The following is a 1,178-nucleotide window of genomic DNA, read 5'->3' as shown; positions in this document are numbered from 1 at the left end:
AGGAGGTGCCATGAGCAACCAGCGATATCCCGAAGAATTCAAAATCCAGGCGGTCAAGCAAGTGACCGAAAAGCAGCTTCCTGTCTCGGAGGTGGCTGCACGATTGGGTGTGTCCGTGCACAGCCTCTATGCCTGGGTTAAGCGCTACACCAAGCCCCAGGAACAGCGCGTTAAGGAGGATGATCAGAGCGCTGAGGTTCGTCGTCTACGAGCCGAGCTGAAACGGGTGACGGAGGAGCGAGACATCTTAAAAAAGGCCGCCGCGTACTTTGCCAAGGAGTGCGGCTGAAGTACGCCTTTATTAAGCAGCAAGCGGGGCATTACGCGATTCGACGGCTTTGCCTGACGCTCAAGGTTCATCCCAGCGGCTACTACGCGTGGCTATCAGAACCAAAATCTGCGCGAGCCAAGGACGATCAGCGACTGCTTGGATTGATAAAACATTCCTGGCTGGAAAGTGGTGGTGTTTATGGCTATCGCAAGATCCATGATGACCTGCGAGAGGTTGGTGAGAGCTGTGGCCGTCATCGGGTGGCTAGGTTGATGCGCCTTGAAGGCTTACGTTCTCAGACTGGGTATCGACGGAGGCCGGGAAAATATGGCGGTAAACCGGCCGTTGCCTCACCGAACTTACTGAAGCGCCAATTCGATGTCAGAGAACCCAACAAAGTCTGGGTCACAGACATTACCTACATCCGAACATATGAAGGCTGGCTGTATTTAGCCGTGGTGCTCGATCTGTTTTCACGCCAGATCATTGGTTGGTCAATGAAGTCGCAGATGACCAGCGACGTAGCCATTGATGCACTGCTGATGGCGGTTTGGAGACGCAAGCCGAAGCAAGAGGTGATGATCCACTCGGATCAAGGCAGTCAGTACAGCAGCTCAGACTGGCGAAGCTTCTTGAAAGCTAACAACCTGGTAGCCAGCATGAGTCGTCGAGGTAACTGCCACGACAACGCTGTGGCGGAGAGCTTTTTCCAGTTGCTAAAGCGGGAACGGATCAAGCGTAAAATCTACACTACACGCCAGGATGCTCGGGATGATGTGTTCGATTACATCGAAATGTTTTACAACCCAAAACGACGTCATGGTTTCAACAATCAGCTGTCACCGGTAGAGTTTGAAAAGCGTTACGCAGCGAGCCTGGAGAGTGTCTAGAAAATCCGGGGCGATTC

At 53.0% G+C, this 1,178-nt stretch carries 1 protein-coding gene; it reads left to right on the top strand.

The window, feature by feature from the left end; genetic code table 11:
* The first annotated feature begins 10 nt into the window (after positions 1 to 10).
* A protein-coding gene (locus ACI77D_RS29275; RefSeq protein WP_219097870.1) for an IS3 family transposase occupies positions 11 to 1,161 on the top strand; the annotation gives its coding sequence in 2 pieces (ribosomal slippage) (positions 11 to 245 and positions 245 to 1,161; 1,152 coding nt in all).
* The last annotated feature ends 17 nt before the right edge of the window (positions 1,162 to 1,178 follow it).

The sequence above is a fragment of the Pseudomonas sp. O39 genome (assembly GCF_045447295.1).
Classification (GTDB): Bacteria; Pseudomonadota; Gammaproteobacteria; order Pseudomonadales; family Pseudomonadaceae; genus Aquipseudomonas; species Aquipseudomonas antarctica_A.
This window is presented reverse-complemented; position numbering and strand designations above follow the sequence as displayed.